This is a genomic window from Streptomyces sp. GQ60 (genome assembly GCF_059758875.1).
The window spans coordinates 313,887-329,996 of the sequence record NZ_JCAXEG010000006.1 but is presented as its reverse complement, the minus strand read 5'-3'; the positions used below and the strand labels follow the sequence as shown (position 1 = coordinate 329,996).

Annotated in this window: 12 protein-coding genes and 3 pseudogenes; 9 read left to right on the top strand and 6 right to left on the bottom strand. The window is 74.2% G+C overall.

The genetic code is table 11. The annotated features are described in order from the left end of the window. Nucleotides 1-44: 44 nt before the first annotated feature. Nucleotides 45-752: pseudogene (gene dhaL, locus AC6CKD_RS17865) on the bottom strand (dihydroxyacetone kinase subunit DhaL); the annotation flags it as partial. Between the two features lie 76 nt (nt 753-828). After that, nucleotides 829-1,836, bottom strand: coding sequence for a dihydroxyacetone kinase subunit DhaK (dhaK, locus tag AC6CKD_RS17860; RefSeq protein ID WP_498328449.1), 1,008 nt, complete (start codon nt 1,834-1,836; stop codon nt 829-831). A gap of 300 nt (nt 1,837-2,136) precedes the next feature. Between dhaK and AC6CKD_RS17855 the strand changes: the two genes are divergently transcribed. Further along, a complete protein-coding gene (locus tag AC6CKD_RS17855; RefSeq protein ID WP_498328448.1) occupies nt 2,137-3,249 on the top strand; it encodes a glycerol dehydrogenase in 1,113 nt (370 codons plus the stop codon). Between the two features lie 56 nt (nt 3,250-3,305). Here the strand turns inward: AC6CKD_RS17855 and AC6CKD_RS17850 are convergent, their stop codons facing one another. Beyond that, nucleotides 3,306-5,762: a SpoIIE family protein phosphatase gene (locus tag AC6CKD_RS17850; protein ID WP_498328447.1), complete on the bottom strand. Its 2,457-nt coding sequence runs from the start codon at nt 5,760-5,762 to the stop codon at nt 3,306-3,308. A gap of 288 nt (nt 5,763-6,050) precedes the next feature. On the opposite strand from AC6CKD_RS17850, the pseudogene AC6CKD_RS17845 reads away from it, so the two are divergent. The 4 genes and pseudogenes from AC6CKD_RS17845 to AC6CKD_RS17830 all read left to right on the top strand — a co-directional run. Further along, nucleotides 6,051-6,449 (top strand): annotated as a pseudogene (locus AC6CKD_RS17845) (methylglyoxal synthase); the annotation flags it as partial. Nucleotides 6,450-6,525: 76 nt separating this feature from the next. Further along, entirely contained in the window at nt 6,526-6,753 is a 228-nt protein-coding gene (locus tag AC6CKD_RS17840; protein ID WP_498328446.1) for a FeoA family protein, read from the top strand. After that, a pseudogene (locus AC6CKD_RS17835) lies at nt 6,750-8,081 on the top strand (FeoB small GTPase domain-containing protein); the annotation flags it as partial. The gene AC6CKD_RS17840 and the pseudogene AC6CKD_RS17835, both read left to right, overlap by 4 nt. Before the next feature lie 43 nt (nt 8,082-8,124). Beyond that, the gene (locus tag AC6CKD_RS17830) at nt 8,125-8,535 is read left to right on the top strand and encodes a nucleoside recognition domain-containing protein (RefSeq protein WP_498328608.1); all 411 of its coding nucleotides are present in this window, start codon (nt 8,125-8,127) and stop codon (nt 8,533-8,535) included. A 347-nt stretch (nt 8,536-8,882) separates the two neighbouring features. On the opposite strand, the gene AC6CKD_RS17825 is transcribed toward AC6CKD_RS17830, so the two are convergent. Further along, nucleotides 8,883-9,050, bottom strand: a complete 168-nt coding sequence (locus tag AC6CKD_RS17825; RefSeq protein WP_498328445.1) for a hypothetical protein — start codon at nt 9,048-9,050, stop codon at nt 8,883-8,885. Nucleotides 9,051-9,652: 602 nt separating this feature from the next. Between AC6CKD_RS17825 and AC6CKD_RS17820 the strand changes: the two genes are divergently transcribed. Further along, on the top strand, nt 9,653-10,369 hold the full coding sequence (locus AC6CKD_RS17820) for a class I SAM-dependent methyltransferase (RefSeq protein WP_498328444.1): 717 nt from the start codon (nt 9,653-9,655) through the stop codon (nt 10,367-10,369). A gap of 39 nt (nt 10,370-10,408) precedes the next feature. Here AC6CKD_RS17820 and AC6CKD_RS17815 read toward each other — a convergent pair whose 3' ends face one another. Continuing rightward, a complete protein-coding gene (locus AC6CKD_RS17815; RefSeq protein WP_498328443.1) occupies nt 10,409-11,317 on the bottom strand; it encodes an alpha/beta hydrolase fold domain-containing protein in 909 nt (302 codons plus the stop codon). 205 nt (nt 11,318-11,522) lie between these two features. Between AC6CKD_RS17815 and tdh the strand changes: the two genes are divergently transcribed. The 3 genes from tdh (at nt 11,523) to AC6CKD_RS17800 (ending at nt 15,256) form a co-directional block, all read left to right on the top strand. After that, nucleotides 11,523-12,554 (top strand): L-threonine 3-dehydrogenase, encoded by a 1,032-nt coding sequence (gene tdh, locus AC6CKD_RS17810; protein WP_498328442.1) that lies wholly within the window; start codon nt 11,523-11,525, stop codon nt 12,552-12,554. A gap of 212 nt (nt 12,555-12,766) precedes the next feature. Next, a complete protein-coding gene (locus AC6CKD_RS17805; protein ID WP_498328441.1) occupies nt 12,767-13,984 on the top strand; it encodes a glycine C-acetyltransferase in 1,218 nt (405 codons plus the stop codon). Between the two features lie 357 nt (nt 13,985-14,341). Beyond that, nucleotides 14,342-15,256, top strand: coding sequence for a LysR family transcriptional regulator (locus AC6CKD_RS17800; protein WP_478686182.1), 915 nt, complete (start codon nt 14,342-14,344; stop codon nt 15,254-15,256). A gap of 31 nt (nt 15,257-15,287) precedes the next feature. Here the strand turns inward: AC6CKD_RS17800 and AC6CKD_RS17795 are convergent, their stop codons facing one another. Then, the gene (locus AC6CKD_RS17795; RefSeq protein ID WP_498328440.1) at nt 15,288-16,058 is read right to left on the bottom strand and encodes an MBL fold metallo-hydrolase; all 771 of its coding nucleotides are present in this window, start codon (nt 16,056-16,058) and stop codon (nt 15,288-15,290) included. Nucleotides 16,059-16,110: the final 52 nt, after the last annotated feature.

The following is a 16,110-nucleotide window of genomic DNA, read 5'->3' as shown; positions in this document are numbered from 1 at the left end:
GGAGCCCCGGCGGCGGGCTCCTCAGGGGCGAAGTCCGCCTCGGGCGCGTCCACCGCGGTACGCAGCGCCTCCATGAGCAGGGCCACGGAGTTGGCCCCGGCGTCCTGGTGGCCGATGCTGCGCTCGCCGAGGTAACTGGCCCGGCCCTTGCGGGCTTCGAACGGTTCGGTGGCGTCGGCGCCCGCGCGGGCCGCCCGTACGGCTTCGTCCAGGGCCTCGCGCAGCGGCAGGCCGGCCTCGGCGGCTTCGGCCAGCGCCGTCACCGCGGGAGCCAGGGCGTCCACGAGGGTGGCGTCGCCGACCTCGGCGCCGCCCAGCTTCCGCACCGACGCGAGTCCGGCGCCGAGCGCGGCACCGAGCTCCGCCACGGTCGGCGCCCCGGTGTCGCCGAGCACCTTGCCCGTGCGGCGCAGCGCGGTGCCGAACAGCGGGCCGGAGGCGCCGCCCACGGTGTTCGTGAGGGTGGAGCCGGCCAGCGTCAGCAGCGCCCCCGGGGTGGTGGGCCGCTGCTCGGCCACGGCCGCGCCGACGGCACCGAAGCCCCGTACGAGATTGGCCCCGTGGTCCCCGTCGCCGATGACCGCGTCCAGCTCGGTGAGGCGCGCGCTGTCCCGTCGTACGAGCCGGTTGGTCTCGGTGATCCAGCGGCGGAAGTAGGCCGTGTCCAGTGCGGGGGCCTGGGCGGGGGCCTGCGCGGGGGCCTGCGCGGGCGGGGTGGTGGAGGTCGTCGGGGTGGCGGGCACGGCAGTCATGGGGAGGGCTCCTGGAGAGTGTCAGGCGAGAGGGGTGGAGCGAGGGGGGTGGAGCGAGGGGGGTGAGCGAGCGGGGTCAGCAGCCCCAGCGCAGGGACGGGGTGTCCACCGGTGCGTCCCACAGGCGCAGCAGCTCCTCGTCGGCGCGGCACAGGGTGAGGGTGCAGCCGGCCATGTCCAGGCTGGTGACGTAGTTGCCGACCAGGGACCGGGCCACGGTGATCCCGCGCTCGGCGAGCACCCGACCGACCTCCGCGCGCATGATGTACAGCTCCACCGGCGGGGTGCCGCCCAGGCCGTTGACGAGGAGGATGACGGGGGCGCCGGCCGCCTCCGGGAGGTCGTCGAGGACGGCGTCGAGCATCGCCTCGGCGGTCTCGGCGGCCGTCATGACCTTCCGGCGCTCGCGGCCGGGCTCGCCGTGGATGCCGATGCCCAGCTCGATCTCGTCCTCGCCGAGCGTGAAGTTGGGGCTGCCCTTGGCCGGGGTGGTGCAGGAGGTCAGGGCGACGCCGTAGCTGCGCGCGTTCGCGTTGACCTTGCGGGCGACCGCGGCCACCTCGGCGAGCGGAGCGCCCTCCTCGGCGAGCGCGCCCGCGATCTTCTCCACGAACAGCGTGGCGCCGGTGCCGCGGCGGCCCGGTCCGTGCTCCGTCCGGGCCACCGCCACGTCGTCGTCCACGACGACCTGCTCGACCATGACGCCCTCGTCCTCGCAATCCTCCGCCGCCATCCTGAAGTTGAGGATGTCGCCCGTGTAGTTCTTCACGATGTGCAGTACCCCCGCACCCGCGTCGACCGCGCAGGTGGCAGCCGCGATGTTGTCCGGCACCGGGGAGGTGAACACCGGGCCGGCCACGGCGGCCGCCAGCATGCCGCGCCCGACGAACCCCGCGTGCAGCGGCTCGTGCCCGCTGCCGCCGCCCGACAGCAGGGCGACCTTCCCGGCCGGCTCCCCGGCCGCTCCGGCGGCCCGCGTGACGATGCCCTTCTCCGCCTCGACGGAGAGCCCCGGGTGAGCGGCGGCCATTCCGCGCAGTGCGTCGGAGACGACACTTTCGGGGGAATTGATGAGCTTCTTCACGGGGGCCTCTTTCCTTGAAAGGGGAACGCGGAACGGGGAACTCGTCACGCCGATCGGGAGCGGAAATAGGAATTGCGGGACGGTGTTAAGTCGGCACCGTCGCCGATCCGCCACCGCTTCCGGGGCGCTTGGCTGGAACTTTACCCTGACGAAACTGCGGAACAGCTCGGGTCCTTGGTCCCGGATCCGGGCGCGAAAGGACCCGTTCGCAAGGGGACCGCGCATATCTCGGACGTGGCCGAAATTCGTGATAGGGATGAATAAGCAAGCGGAAATGAATTCGCAATGAGGAGGATTCACGTGAAGACCGTCGGTACGCGCATGATGATCAGCCCGCCGAAGTACGTGCAGGGCGCCGGGGCGATGAACGACCTGGGCGAGCACACCGCCCGCCTCGGGACGAACGCCGTGGTCCTCGCGGACAAGGGCGTCTGGGGCTTCGTGGACGCGGCCGTCACCGCTTCCCTCTCCGGAGCCGGGGTCAAGCTGACCAAGGAGGTCTTCGGGGGTCTCTGCACCCAGAAGGAGATCGACCGGGTCGCCGCGGCCGCCGAGGCCGCCGGAGCGGACGTCGTCATCGGCATCGGCGGCGGCACCGCCATCGACACGGCGAAGGCCGTGGGCCACGCGCTCGGCGACATCGCCGTCGTGTCCGCGCCCACGGTCGCCTCCACCGACGCGCCGACCAGCGCGCTCGCCGTGATCTACACGGAGGGCGGCGCCTTCGAGCGCTACTCCTTCTTCCAGCGCAACCCCAACCTCGTCCTCGTCGACACGGCGCTCGTCGCGGGTGCGCCGAGCCGCTTCATCGTCTCCGGCATGGGCGACGCGCTCGCCACCTGGTACGAGGCCCGGGTCTGCGTGGCCGCCAACCGGGTCGCCATGGCCGGCGGTCTCGCCACCGAGGCCTCCCTCGCGCTCGCCCGGCTGTGCTGGGAGACCCTGATGGAGTACGGCCCCCAGGCCCGGCTGGCCGCCGAGGCGCACGTGGTCACCCCGGCCCTGGAGAAGGTCACGGAGGCCAACACGCTGCTCTCCGGCCTCGGTTTCGAGTCCTGCGGCCTCGCCGCCGCGCACGGCATCCACAACGGGCTGACCGTCTCGCACAAGGTGCACGGCATGATGCACGGCGAGAAGGTCAACATCGGCACCCTCGCCCAGCTGGTCCTGGAAGGCGCCCCGACCGACGAGCTGGACACCTATCTGCGCTTCAGCCGCGCCGTCGGCCTGCCCACCACCCTCGCCGAGATCGGCCTCGGCGACCCGGACCGCGACGAGCTCCTCGCCATCGGGCGCGCGGCCACCGCGGAGGGCGAGACCACGCACAACATGCCCTTCCCGGTGTCCCCGGAGATGGTCGCCGACGCCCTGATCGCGGGCGACTCGTACGCCCGCGCCTACGCCAAGAGGTAGCGGCAGCGGGGAGGGCGCGGGCGGCGCACGGGATGCCCGCGCCCCGCGGGGACGTCCTACGGTGCTGCGCGGCGCGGGCCGTCCCCCGCGCCGCGGGGCCCGTGGGGGCCCCCGGCGTGCGTGGCCGCCTCGTCCCGGTCCGCCCGGTCCGCCCGGTCCGCCCGGTCCTCCCGGTCCGCCGCCTGGTCCGGGGTGGACACTTCCGGGGCGGACGTGCGGGATGCCAGCAGCAGGGCGATGTCGTCCGGGCGGTCGGTGGAGTGCCCCGCCTCGGCGACCAGCCGGTCCGCCGTCTCGGTCAGTGGCGCGGGGCCGGCGGCCGCCAGCGATGCCCGCAGTCGCTCCACCCCCACGTCGATGTCCGTGCCCGGGATCTCCACCAGCCCGTCGGTGTACAGGGCGAGCACCGCACCCGGCTCGATCCGCAGCCGCGTCACCGGATACACGGCCTCGGCGTCGATGCCGAGCACCATCCCGCCCGGCAGGTCCAGCACCTCCGTCCGGCCGCCCGGATGCCGCAGCAGAGGCTGGGGGTGCCCGGCCCGGACGGCGAGGGCGAGACCGGACCCCGGGTCGAGGAGGACGTAGCAGCAGCTCGCGAACTGACCCGGATCGAGGTCGATGAGCAGCTCGTTCGTGCCGCGCATCACCTGCTCCGGTTCGTTGCCGCTGAGCGCGAAGGCCCGTACGGCGCTGCGTAGTTGGCCCATGGTGGCCGCGGCCGCCACCCCGTGGCCCTGGACGTCGCCGATGACCAGCGCGAGCCGCCCGCCGCCCGCCTCGATGACGTCGTACCAGTCGCCGCCGACGTCCATCCCGGCGGTGCCCGGCAGGTACCGCCCCACCGTGACCACGTGCTCGTGCACCGGCAGCCGGTGCGGGAGCAGCGCCGCCTGGAGCCCGCGGGCCAGCGCGGCCTCGCTGTCGTAGCGCCGGGCCCGCTCCAGCGCCTGCGCGATGAGCCCGGCCAGCGCCGTGAGCACCGTGCGCTCCTCCGGACTGAACCCGCGCGGGGCGTCGAAGCCGAGGATGCACGAGCCGACCGGCCGCCCGGAGGCGATCAGGGGGAGGAAGGCCCGGGCGCCGACATGGGCGTCCATCTCGATCCCCGGGTAGGCGGCGGCCAGATGCTGCATCGACTCGAAGAACAGCGGTCGGCCCGAGGTGAGGGTCTCCACCCCGGGCAGCCGGGCGTCCAGCGCGACCCCGTCGAACCGGTCGAGGAACCCCTGGGGGAAACCGGTCTCCCACGCCAGGTGAAGATGCCCCTCACCGAGCAGGTAGATCGCCAACTGCCGTCCGCCGAAGGCCGGGAGCAGCTCGTCGGTGACCACCATCGACACCTGGCGGGCCGTCACCGCCTCGGTCAGCGCGATCGCCAGTGCCACCGGCCGGTACAGCGCCGAAGCCCGGTCGGCGGGCGAGCCGAGACCCGGGGACCCGAGCCCCGCGCCGGGCCGCATCACCGACTCGGGTGAGTACGCGGGCGGTTCGGCCTCGGTGATGGTGACGGTGACCCCGTCGAACCCGGGATGAAGGCCCACCGACAGCCACTGCGGGGAGGGTTCGGGTCCGCGCGGGGCGGCTTGGAAGTGCACCGGAGCGGGGGCGATGAACACGGCCCGGAAGTGGTCCTCGTAGGCGGGGTGCCCGAGCCAGGGCAGCGCCTCCCACAGCATCCGGCCGGAGAGTTCCGCCCCGTCGGAGCCGAGCAGGGTCGTGGCGGCGGAGCGGGCGCGGGAGTTGACGAAGCCGATCACGCCCCGCCGGTCCACGGACAGCACGGCCAGGTCCAGCCGGTCCACGGCGGCGCGGGCGCCGGCGGCGGTGCTGTCGGGGGAGGCGGCGCTGTCGAGGGAGGCGGCCGGGGGGCTGCGCGGGGGTTCGCCCGTCGCGCCGCCCGTCGTGCCGCCCGCCGGGCTGTGTGCCGCGCCGCTCGTCGTGCCGCCCGCCGCTCGACGTGCCGCGCCGCCCGCCGGGCCCGGACCGGGCAGGCACACCGGGTCTCCTTCCCAGGTGACCGTGGCCCCGCCCGCGGCCAGCGCGGCCAGCTCCCCGGCCAGCCGGGCCGCCACCGCACGCAGCCGCTTCCGGTCGCCCGGCCCGACCGGGACCCCGGGGGTCGCGGGGCGCAGCACCACGAGGACGCCGTAGCGCTCCCGGCCGCGGGTCACGGGCTCGTAGAGCGAGCCGAAGGGGAACGGGAGCCCGGCCATCAGCTGGGGGAAGCGCCGCATCGCCGATTCCGCGTCGGGCAGGTGCACGGACTGGCCGGACCGGTAGGCCTCGGCCACGGGGTACGGGCGGTTCACGTGCATCCGCCACCAGGGGCGGAACAGCGGTCCCGGGATCCCGGTCAGGGCCGCCATCAGCAGCAGCCCCTCGGTGTCGGAGCGCAGGTAGACGCCGCCCGCGTACCCGCCGGCGGCCCCCACGGCATCGAGAGCGGCCCGCGCGAGTACCTGGGCCGTGGCGTCGGTGACGGGGCCGCCGGTTTCCGGTCTGGCCGTCACCCCTCCAGAATGCGCTCGGGGCGGGGCTTCCGCACACCCCGCGGACCGTTCCCATTCAGATCATCGGAATCCCATCCGATGACCGGACGCCCGACGGCGGAATTAGGAATTCTGTGCCCTGAATGGCGGAAGGAATCGTGCCGGATCAGCGTCGGCTGATGATCGCTCTCGTGACACATGACCAGAGGAAGAACGACCTGCTGAATGGGGTGCGGCGCAATCACCGTGCCGTGACCCGGCACTGACTGGTGGGAACCAGGTCCACCGCACGACCTCAGATCGGAACTCGGCGTGCGGATCAGGGCGGTTGAGTCCGGTCCGCACGGCGGGGACCAGCAGATCGGCTCGATGGTCCTTTCCGGAGATGTCACCTCGATCGTCTTCTCCTGGGACCCTCTGTGGGCCGCCCCGCACGTTCACGACGTACTCGCCCTCGTAAGAATTGCCGTGCTCCGCAATATCCCCGTCGCGCTGAATCCGGAGAGTGCGGAGGCCATGTCCGAGGACGGATTCTCCTTCGACGGCCGCCGCCCCCACCCGGTCCCGGCCGGAACCCGCTCCCGCGAGGCCGTCCCTTTCGGATCCTGCCCGGCCCGCCGCCGATCCGGCCGAGCCCGGGCCCGCCCCCCAGGGTCGGCCGATCGGTCGATGCCCGGGCGGGACCCGTGGGCTGAACGTCCCGTCTGATCAGGGACTTTGCCCGGTTCTCGATGCTCCTCGGACTGCTTAGGTTTGCCTAAGTGGAGTCGAACGAGGAGGTCCGGTGCCGTCGCTCAACGACAGTCGTCCAGGGACGACCGTACGCATCACGGGGATCGACCCCGGTCAAGGCGGCGGGAGCCGGCGCCGGCTCCTGGAGTTCGGCTTCGTGCCGGGCGCGGACGTCACCGTGATCGCCCGGGGCGCCACAGGAGGCCTGCTCGTCGGGGTCGGGGACACCAGGGTCGCGCTGGACACCCGTACCGCCGGCCGGCTGAGGTGCGCCGGATGAGCTGCCACGCCACCGGTGCCGGTGCGACCGCCCCGGCGGAGCGGCGGACCGGTACGCCGTTCGTCGCCCTCGTCGGCAACCCCAATGTCGGAAAGTCGACCCTCTTCAACGCCCTCACCGGCGCCCATCAGCGCGTCGGCAACTGGCCGGGCAAGACCGTGTCCGTGGCCCAGGGCGACTGGCGCACCGCGGGCGGCCGCCCGCTGCGCATCGCCGATCTGCCCGGCTCCTACAGCCTGCTGCCCGACTCCCCGGACGAGGCGCTGGTGCGCGACGTGCTGACCGCGCCGGCGGGGGAGCGGCCCGACGCCGTTGTCTTCGCCCTCGACGCCGCCAACCCGGCCCGCAACCTCTACCTGCTCTCGCAGATCCTCGACACCGACATCCCCGTCCTGGTCGCGCTCACCATGACCGACGTGGCCGCCCGGCGCGGTGCGCCCCCCGGCCCCGACGAGCTGGCCCGCGAACTCGCGCTGCCCGTCGTACGGGTCGAAGGGCGCTCCGGGACCGGGCTGGACCTGCTCGCCGACGCGGTGTGCGAGGCCCTGGACTCCGTACCGCCACCTCACGGGCGGACCTCCGCCTGGGCGACCGGCTCGCCCGTGGCGGCGGAACTGGCGGCGCTGGCCGAGGAGGCCTCCGGGCTGACCCCGCACCCGGCGCGGTGGCTGGCCGTCAGCCTGCTCTGCGGGGAGGAGCCGCGCGAGGTCCCGGCGGCGCTGGCCGAACGGGCCGGGTCGGCGGCGGACCGCCTCGCCGCGGCGGCGCACGACGCAGCGAGGGCGCACGACGCAGCGGCGGCCCACGATCCAGCGGGGGAGGACGATTCCGCGGCGGAAGGCGACGGCGACGCCGAACTCCTCGTCGCCGAGGCCCGCTACGCCTGGGCGCAGGCCCTCATGGAACGCGCGGCGCCCCGCCCGGTCGGGGCCCGGCCCACCCTCACCGACCGGGTGGACCGGCTGCTGCTGTCCCGAGGCTTCGGCATCCCGTTCTTCCTCGCCGTCATGTGGGGGGTGTTCCAGGCCACCACCGCGCTGGCCGAACCCCTCCAGGACGGCCTCGGCGACTTCGTCTCGGGACCCGTCAGCGGCGGCGCCGACGGGCTCCTGGAAGCCGTCCACGCACCCGGTTGGCTGACCGGTCTGCTGGTCGACGGCCTGATCAACGGAGTGGGCCAACTGCTCACCTTCGTTCCGCTGATGATCATCATGTTCCTGCTGCTGGCCCTGCTCGAGGACTCCGGCTACTTCGCCCGCGCCGCGTTCGTCGCCGACCGCCTGATGCGCACCCTGAGGCTGCCCGGCCGCGCCTTCCTGCCGCTCGTCGTCGGCTTCCCCGGCGGCGGCCGGCCACGGAGGCTTCGGCAAGGTGGACGTCGAGCAGAGCGTGTTCGGTACGGTCACCCGCGCCACGGCCCCCCTCGTGGCACCGGCCGGCTTCGGCGACTGGCACTCCACGGCCGCGCTCGGCACCGGGCTGATCGCCAAGGAGGGCGTGATCTCCACCCTCGCCCAGACCTACTCCGCCGAGGAGGACGGCGACCCCAAGCTCACCGCGAGCCTGCACGCCACCTTCGAGGAGTCCTCCGGCGGGCACCAGCGGGCGGCCGCGCTCGCCTTCCTCGTCTTCATCCTGGCCTACACCCCCTGCTTCGCCACGCTGGCCGCGCAGCGGGCCGAGATCGGCGCCCGGCTGACCGTGATCGGCTTCGGCATCCAACTGGCGGCGGCCTGGCTGCTGGCCGTCGGCGTCTTCCAGATCGCGAGGCAGGTGTGGTGAGCGGGGCCGACGGGGCGAACGGGCCCGGCATGCTGCGCCGGCTGCTGCGCGCCTTCGAGGAGGCGGCCCCCGGCGAGGGGCTCGCGCAGATCGCCGACCGGCTGGGCGTCGGCCGGGCCGAGGCGGCCGACCTCGCCGCGTACTGGGTCCGCAAGGGCCGGCTGCGCCGCGAGGAGATCGGCGGCCGCGACTGCGGAGGCTGCCTCGCCGCCACCCGCTCCTGTACGGCGTGCCCCGGCGGCTCCGCGCCGCCCGCGTCCCCGCGCCCGGTACTGGTCGCGCTGACCCCCGTACGCCCCCCACGGCCGGGGGACCCGCACGCGTAGTGCGCTGCCGGCGCTTGCCGGTCACCGTGCCCGGTGCCGCTTCGCGTACGACCAGGTCACCGCGGTCATCAGGACCGGTATGGCCAACGGCGGGGCGAAGACGAAGCCCCAGACGGTCTGTGCCGTACCGCTCGCCAGGTACGTCTGGCTCTCGACGGTGAAGGCGACCACCAGTTGCCACAGCGTCACCAGGACCAGGATCCCCGAGCCCGTCCAGGCCAGCGGGGCGAGGACCCCGGGCCGCAGCGGCCGCCACCGGTCGCCGACGAGCAGCAGCGGGAACAGCGCGGCCAGTTCGGCCAGGACGGAGCCCGACGACGTAGGCGATGCCCCGGCCCGGGATGTCGAAGACCTCGAGCAGCACCTGGTCGCTGTAGCCCACGTAGACCCCGGATGCCATGGCGATGCGCCACAGGCCGGACGGGACGGCGCACAGGGCGATGGCGTGGGCGGCCCGGCGAGCCCATGAGGGAGCGGGCGCGGGAGCGGAGGCGGGGACCGGAGCGGTCGCTGTCGTCATGCGGCCCATGCCGGCCCCGGACGGGGCGGCCGCGCTTCATCCGTGACGGCAGACCGTATCCGCCCCGCGGATGAGGGCGCATCCGCGGAGGCAAGACCTGAGGCGGGCTCGACCGACGCGCGTCCCGGCGCCGCCGACCGCCCTCCGGACGGCGGCGCGCAGCCCCGTCCGCCCCGGACGCCGTACGGACTGATCCGAACGCCTCCCCCGTCCGGGGGAGGTCCGGGTCCGACACCGTCGCGCGGAGCCGCGTACGGGCAGGCTTGCCGACATGCGACAGCAGTACGACACGTCAACGCCCCCGCCGGCCTTCTCGGTCGCCGATGCCTTCACCCTGAGCACCGCCCTGGACGCCCTCGGCGGCGTCCGCGGCCTCGATGCCCTCGACCTGGGCTGCGGACACGGCAGCACCGCCCGGCTGCTGGCGAGCGGCGGGGCCCGGCGGACGGTGGGTGTCGACAGTTGCCCCGACCGGATCCGCCGGGCGCGGGAGACCGGCGCCGACCTCGCGCACGCCGTCGAGTACGTCGTCGCGGACGCTGCGGCCGGCATGCCGGCCCTGGGGCCGTTCGACCTGGCCACCGCCGTGTACCTGTTCAACCAGGCCCACGACCGGACGGCCCTGCACGCCATGTTCCGCACCGTACGGGCCAACCTGCGCCCCGGCGGGCGGCTCCTCGCCATCGTGCCGAACCCGGGGGCCTTCCCCTACGCGGACTGGGAGCCGTACGGGATCAGCGTCGTCGAGCGGTCTCCGGGCGGTGACGCCCCGCTGCTGCGGGCCCGGTTGGAGACCGACCCGCCGGTCCCGTTCGAATGCCGCGAGTGGGCCCACGCCGACTTCGCCGAAGCCGCCGCCGACGCCGGCTTCGCCACCGTGACCTGGCAGCCCACCCGGACCCCGCCCGCGTGCGCGACCCGGGACGAGACGTACTGGGCCCGCTACCGCACGGCTCCGGTCGGCTCCCTGATGAACTGCGTGGCCTGAGAGGGCGGAGGGGCCTGAGAAGGCCGAGACGGCCGCGGGTCAGTACTCCGCGGCCGCGCGGACCAGCTCCACGATCCGGTCGCGGGCCGCCCTGCCTTCCGGGAGCGGCAGCAGCGGATAGTCGTGCGGCAGCCCCTGCTCCTCGATGAACTCCACCTCGGCGCCGGCCGCCAGCGCCCGGTTCAGCAGTTCGCGGCTGTCGGTCGTCAGGACGTCCCGGGTGCCCGTGAACACCGTCAGCGGGGCCAGCCCCGCGAACGACCCGTGCAGCGGACTCACCCGCGGATCGTCGGCCGCCAGGTTGCCCGCGTACAGCCGCCCCGCCTCCCGCAGGCCGGGGCGGGCCAGAAGCGGGTCGCCCGCCTCGATGGCCGCCTGGTCGGGGTGGCTCATGGACAGGTCCAGCCAGGGCGAGATCAGCACGATCCGGGACGGCTGTGCCCCGGTCCGGTCGCGCAGCCGCTGGGCCGCGGCCAGTGCCAGCCCGGCGCCCGCCGAATCCCCGAGGAGCACCGTGCCGCCCGCGCCCCCGCTCGCGATCAGGCCGCTGAGCAGGTCGGCGGCGACCGGGACGGTCCGGTCGGCGGTTCCGCGCGGGGCCAGGATGTACGCCGGTACGACGACCCGGGCCTGTGCCTGGGTGACCAGGGTCCGGATCAGCGACCAGTGCGCCCGGACCAGTTCGTTGATGTACCCGCCGCCGTGCACGTAAAGCACCTGCGCGGCCGGTTCCGCTCCGAGCGGCGACACGTCGTACACCGGCCAGGCCCCGACGAAGGTCCGCGACACCTCCGCGACCCGGCCCAGCGAACGCGGGGGCAGATGCGACGCCGGGCGCCGTGCCGATTCCGCCACCCGGGTACGGACCGCCTCCGCGCTCCCGAACCGTCTTCGCCGTCCCGCCGCGATCAGCGCGACCGAAAGTGCCCTGCTGCGCAGACTCGGCACGCCCCCACCTCCCCATTCCCGGCCCGGACCACTCCCCGGCCCCTGCCCGTCACCTGAGGAGCATAGGCGTGAAGCTGGCCTGTGGACCCGCTTAAGAAATCCTCGATGGACTGATCACCCGCAGGTCGGCAGATTGGTCTCGTCCGAACGCTGCCCGGCCCGCACGCCCCGTAGCGCTTCCTTCCGCATGCCTGGAGCCACCCTCATGAAGGCACTCGTCAAGCACAAGGCCGAGCCCGGGCTCTGGCTCATGGACGTACCCGAGCCCGAGTACGGCCCCGGCGAGGTGCTGATCAAGGTGCTGCGCACCGGCATCTGCGGGACGGACCTGCACATCCGCTCCTGGGACGGCTGGGCGCAGGGCGCCGTCAAGACCCCCCTCGTGCTCGGCCACGAGTTCGTCGGCGAGGTGGCCGCGCTCGGCTCCGACGTGTCCGACATCGAGATCGGCGCGCTGGTCAGCGGCGAGGGCCACCTGGTGTGCGGGAGGTGCCGCAACTGCCTGGCCGGGCGCCGTCACCTGTGCCGCAGCACGATCGGGCTCGGGGTCGGACGCGACGGTGCCTTCGCCGAGTACGTGGTGCTGCCCGCGCAGAACGTGTGGGTGCACCGGACCAAGGTGGACCTCGACGTCGCGGCGATCTTCGACCCGTTCGGCAACGCCGTGCACACGGCGCTCTCCTTCCCGCTGGTCGGCGAGGACGTGCTGATCACCGGCGCGGGCCCGATCGGCATCATGGCGGCGGCCGTGGCCCGGCACGCCGGAGCGCGCAACGTCGTCATCACCGACGTCAGCCCGGAGCGCCTGGAGATCGCCCGCAAGGCCGGTGCCACCCTCGCGCTCGACGTCTCGAAGGCGACCATCGCCGACGCGCAGGCCCAGCTCGGCCTGCGCGAGGGCTTCGACATCGGCCTGGAGATGTCCGGCCGCGGCGAGGCCATGCGCGACATGATCGACAACATGACGCACGGCGGCCGGATCGCCATGCTGGGCCTGCCGGCTCAGGAGTTCGCCGTCGACTGGGCCAAGGTCGTCACCTCGATGATCACGATCAAGGGCATCTACGGCCGCGAGATGTTCGAGACCTGGTACGCGATGACCGTGCTGCTGGAGGGCGGGCTCGACCTCAGCCCCGTCATCACCGGCCGGTACGCCTACGGGGACTTCGAGGCCGCGTTCGACGAGGCCGCGACCGCCCGCAGCGGCAAGATCATCCTGGACTGGACCCAGGCGTAGCGGCTCGGGCCCAGCTGCCCGGGCATCCGCCCCGGGCATCCGCCCCGGGCATCCGCCCCGGGCATCCGCCGCGGGCGAGCGGCCCAGCCGAGCCGGCCGGGCGTCCAGCCCCACAGACCATTTCCCTCCCGGCCGGGCCCCGCACCACCCTCCCCCTCCGCGGGGCCCGGCCCCCCTCCTTCCGCCGCACCAGGAGAAAGAGAGCACCGCACATGTTCGAGACCGTCCGCGCGGACCTCCGTACGACCCTCGACGAGATCCGCGCCGCGGGTCTGCACAAGCCCGAGCGCGTCATCGGCACCCCGCAGAACGCGGCCGTCGCCGTGACCTCGGGCGGCGCCGGCAGCGCTGCCGGCGAGGTGCTCAACTTCTGCGCCAACAACTACCTCGGCCTCGCCGACCACCCCGAGGTGGTCACCGCGGCGAAGGAGGCCCTGGACCGCTGGGGCTACGGAATGGCCTCCGTGCGCTTCATCTGCGGTACGCAGGAGGTGCACAAGGAGCTGGAGGCGCGGCTCTCCGCCTTCCTCGGCCAGGAGGACACGATCCTCTACTCCTCCTGCTTCGACGCCAACGGCGGAGTCTTCGAGACCATCCTCGGCGCCGAGGACGCGGTGATCTCCGACGCCCTCAACCACGCTTCGATCATCGACGGCATCCGCCTCTCCAAGGCCCGTCGCTTCCGCTACGCGAACCGCGACATGGCGGAGCTGGAGACCAGGCTCAAGGAGGCCACCGAGGGCGGTGCCCGCCGCAAGCTGATCGTCACCGACGGCGTCTTCTCCATGGACGGCTACGTCGCCCCGCTCGCCGAGATCTGCGACCTCGCGGAGCGCTACGACGCCATGGTCATGGTGGACGACTCGCACGCCGTCGGCTTCGTCGGCCCCGGCGGCCGCGGCACCCCGGAACTGCACGGGGTCATGGACCGCGTGGACATCATCACCGGCACCCTCGGCAAGGCGCTGGGCGGAGCCTCCGGCGGCTACGTCGCGGCGCGCGCCGAGATCGTCGAGCTGCTGCGCCAGCGCTCGCGCCCGTACCTCTTCTCCAACTCCCTCGCCCCGGTCATCGCGGCGGCCTCCCTCAAGGTCCTCGACCTGCTGGAGTCGGCCGACGACCTGCGCGAGCGGCTCGCCGCGAACACCGCGCTCTTCCGTACGAAGATGACCGAGGCCGGCTTCGAGATCCTGCCCGGCGACCACGCCATCGCCCCCGTGATGATCGGCGACGCGGCGGAGGCGGCCAAGATGGCGGAACTCCTGCTGGAGCGCGGGGTCTACGTGATCGGCTTCTCCTACCCGGTGGTCCCGATGGGTGCGGCGCGGATCCGCGTCCAGCTCTCGGCGGCCCACTCGACGGCCGACGTGGAACGCGCGATCGCGGCCTTCATCGACGCGCGGGCGGCGCTGGCGGGGGTCCAGGCCTGAGCCCCGGCCGACCCCCGTTCGCCACGCGAGGTGCCGTTGCCGGGGGCCGGCCCCCGGGCCCCTGCGGTCCGGGAAACCCGTTACAGCCGGCGCGTGATCGTCGGCGGTCCGGCACATTCGGCCCCGCCGGAGTTGAGGCGCGGGGTCCGGGGCGGAGCCCCGGGGAACGGCGGAAGGGCGGGGTAGGGGACAGTGCCCCCGCCTCCGATACCAGCCGGGACCGGCTGGACCTTCGCCCGGTCCGGGCGGCCCGGATGCCCGGGTGGGTCCGGGCACCCCGACGAGGGTGTCCGGGCCGGCCCGGCCCCGCCCGATCGGTCGGCCCGACAGGCCCCCGCGGCCTGCGAGAATGGCAAGGTGATCGACCCCCGGAGGCTGCGCATCCTACGGGCCGTGGCGGACCACCGTACGGTGACCGCCGCGGCCGCGGCGCTGTACCTCACCCCCTCCGCAGTCTCCCAGCAGCTCGCCGCGCTGGAGCAGGAGACGGGGCACGCCCTGCTGACGCGCAGCGGCCGGGGCGTACGCCTCACCGCGGCCGGTGAGATCCTGCTCGGGCACGCCCACGAAGTCCTGGCGCAGCTCGAGCGGGCCGAGGCCGAACTCGCCGCCTACGCGGGCGGTTCGGCGGGCGCCGTCACCGTGGCGGCCTTCGCCACCGGCATCGCCGAGGTGCTGGCCCCGGCCATCGCCCGGCTCGCCGTCGACCACCCCGGGATCCGGCTGCGCGTACGCGACGCGGAGGGTGACCAGAGCCTGCCGCTGCTGCTCGACGGCGAAGCGGACCTCGCCCTGGCCGTGGAGTACCGGGGCGCCCCCGGCGCCGACGACGGCCGGCTGTCGGTGCTCCCGCTGTACGCGGAACCCTTCGACGCGGTGCTGCCCGCCGGCCACCCCCTCGGCGATCTGCCCGAGGTACCGCTGGCCGGCCTCTCGGAGGCGGACTGGGTGGGCCAGTACCCCGGCAACCCCTGCCACGACGTCATGCAGCTCGCCTGCGAACTCGCGGGCTTCCAGCCCCGGCTGGTGCACTCCTCCGACGACTTCCGGGCCGTCGTCGCGCTGGTCGGCGCGGGCGCCGGAGTCGCCCTGGTGCCCCGTTCGGCGCTGCGCGGCATGGAACTCAAGGAGGTCCAGGTCCGCCCGGTGACCGGCCCGGCGGCGACCCGGCGGGTCTTCGCGGCCACCCGGCGCGGCGCCGAGACGCATCCGCTGATCGCTCCGGTGCTGGCCGCCCTGGCCCGTGAGGCGGGCCGCCTCCCGGCGCACTGAGGGCGTCCCCGATACCCGGCGCACCGAGGATTCACCCGACCCGGAACACCGCGCCCGGCGCGGCGTAGTCGACCGGTCCGGGGTAGCGGGCGGAGGCGCGGGACACGGCCTCGGCCGGATCCAGGTCCCGGCCGACGTGCGTGACGACGAGCCGCCGGGCGCGGGCCGCGCGGGCGGTGTCGCCGGCCTCCTCGGGGGTGTGGTGCACCGGATCGCCGTCGGCCGGGTGCGCCGAGCTGTCGGCCTCGCACAGCAGGAGCGTGCAGTCCTCGGCGAAGCGGGTCAGGGCCGAACAGGGCGCCGTGTCCCCGGAGTACACCAGGGACCGGCCCTGCGAGTCGGCGCGCAGCGCGAAGGCCGGCATGCCGTGGGACACCTCCCGGCTGGTGAGGCGGAGGCCCCCGGCCCGTGCGCGGTGGCCGTCGTACAGCTCGTGGACCGCGAAGGCCTCCTCGACCGGGCTGCGGGCCGGGCCGTTGGTGAGGAACCCCGCCAGCCGGTCGGCGATGCCGGGCGGCCCGTAGAGCGGGAGCGGCGCGGGCCGTCGTACGTCGGCGTAGAGCAGGCCGTAGAACGCGGTGAGCAGGTCGGCGGTGTGGTCGGCGTGCAGGTGCGAGATCCATATCGCGTCGAGTTCGCCGAGTCCGACGTGGCGTTGCAGCGGTCCCAGGGTTCCGCTGCCCGCGTCGACCCAGACCCGGGCGCCGCCGCCTTCGAGCAGGTATCCGGAGCAGGGGTTGTCGGCGGCGGGGTAGGGCGTCGCGCTGCCCAGGACGGTGAGCCGGAGGGGATCGTCTGCCATCCGGGGAGTCTAGGACGCCGGCGCGAGCCGGTCCCGGGCCGGGCTGCCGCCC

What these genes read in the sequence shown, in the direction of transcription:
- AC6CKD_RS17820 (WP_498328444.1), top strand. Translation starts at nt 9,653, where the DNA reads ATGCGACAGCAGTACGACACGTCAACGCCCCCGCCGGCCTTCTCGGTC.
- tdh (WP_498328442.1), top strand. Translation starts at nt 11,523, where the DNA reads ATGAAGGCACTCGTCAAGCACAAGGCCGAGCCCGGGCTCTGGCTCATG.
- AC6CKD_RS17805 (WP_498328441.1), top strand. Translation starts at nt 12,767, where the DNA reads ATGTTCGAGACCGTCCGCGCGGACCTCCGTACGACCCTCGACGAGATC.
- AC6CKD_RS17795 (WP_498328440.1), bottom strand. Translation starts at nt 16,058, where the DNA reads ATGGCAGACGATCCCCTCCGGCTCACCGTCCTGGGCAGCGCGACGCCC.